At 28.4% G+C, this 1512-nt stretch carries 1 protein-coding gene; it reads left to right on the forward strand.

Annotated features, from left to right (window positions below):
• Positions 1 to 168 precede the first annotated feature (168 nt).
• A complete protein-coding gene (gene thrC / locus BGI41_RS08085) occupies positions 169 to 1368 on the forward strand; it encodes a threonine synthase (RefSeq protein ID WP_088540188.1) in 1200 nt (399 codons plus the stop codon).
• Positions 1369 to 1512: the final 144 nt, after the last annotated feature.

The raw sequence follows: 1512 nt of genomic DNA on the forward strand, positions 1-1512 counted from the left end.
AACATATATATTAAAGATAACTTATATCATTTTGAAATTTTATTCTTTTTAATATTAGATTTAAATTATATAAAAGATTTAATTTTGAAATTTAACAATTTTTTTTATAGAAATTTTTAATAAATTAATTTTAATTAAAATTTATTATATTATTTATTAAGTGATATTATGATAAGATGCGTATCATGTGGTGAAGAATTTCCAGATGATGAAATCATTTATACATGTCCAAAATGTGGTTCTATTTTAGAAGCAGTACCTGATTTTGATGTAGATAAAAGTATATTTGATGGACGTCGTCAAAATGTTTGGAAATATAAAGAATGTATTCCTGTAGATGAAAATAAAATTGTATCTTTAGATGAAGGTGGAACACCATTTGTTCATTGTGATAAATTAGGTGATGAATTAGGTGTAGATTTGTATGTTAAAGTTGAAGGATCTAATCCTACTGGTAGTTTTAAAGATAGAGGTATGACTGTCGGTATGACTAAAGCTATGGAACTTGGAGTTCATACTGTAGGATGTGCTTCAACAGGTAATACATCAGCTTCTCTTGCTGCTTATGCTGCTCGTGGAGGATTAAGGTGTATTGTATTTTTACCTCAAGGTAAAGTTGCATTAGGTAAACTTGCACAAGCTATGTTCCATGGTGCTGAAGTTTTCTCAATTGATGGTAACTTTGATGAAGCTCTCAAAGCAATGACTCAACTTGCTCGTGAAAAACATTTATACTTATTAAATTCAATTAACCCATTTAGATTAGAAGGGCAAAAAACTATTGGTTATGAAATTGTAAATGATTTAGGTTGGAAATCACCTGATAGAATTATTTTACCTGTAGGTAATGCAGGAAATATTTCAGCTATTTGGAAAGGTGTTTCTGAATTCCATAATGCTGGTTTTATTGAAGATTTACCAATGATGACTGGTATTCAAGCTGAAGGTGCAGCACCTATTGCTCATGCATTTAAAAAACATAGTATGAAAATGGAACCTGTTGAAAATCCTGAAACAATTGCAACAGCTATTCGTATTGGTGCTCCAGTATCAAGTATTAAAGCACTTCATGCTATATATGATTCTGATGGATATTGTGAAACAGTTACTGATGATCAAATTCTTGATGCTCAAAAATACTTAGCAAGAACTGAAGGTATTGGTGTAGAACCTGCTTCTGCTGCTTCTATCGCTGGTTTAAGAAAATTAGTAGATGATGGAGTAGTTGAAAAAGGTGAAAAAGTTGTTTGTGTTGTAACTGGTCATGTTCTTAAAGATCCAGATACAGCTATTAAAGCATCTGTTGAACCTACTAAAGTAAGTGCTGATATTGATACTTTAAGAGATTTAATTGTTAATAACCATTAGATCTTATATTTTATTTTTTTAGCTATTTTTCTATTTTAATATTTTTTATAATTTTTAGCTATTTTTTATTAATTAGATTTAAAATAATTTTTTAGCTATTTGTGTTATTTTTTTAGTTATTTTTTTTAAAAGTTTTTTATTATT

The sequence above is a fragment of the Methanobrevibacter sp. 87.7 genome (assembly GCF_002208625.1).
Lineage (GTDB): Archaea > Methanobacteriota > Methanobacteria > Methanobacteriales > Methanobacteriaceae > Methanarmilla.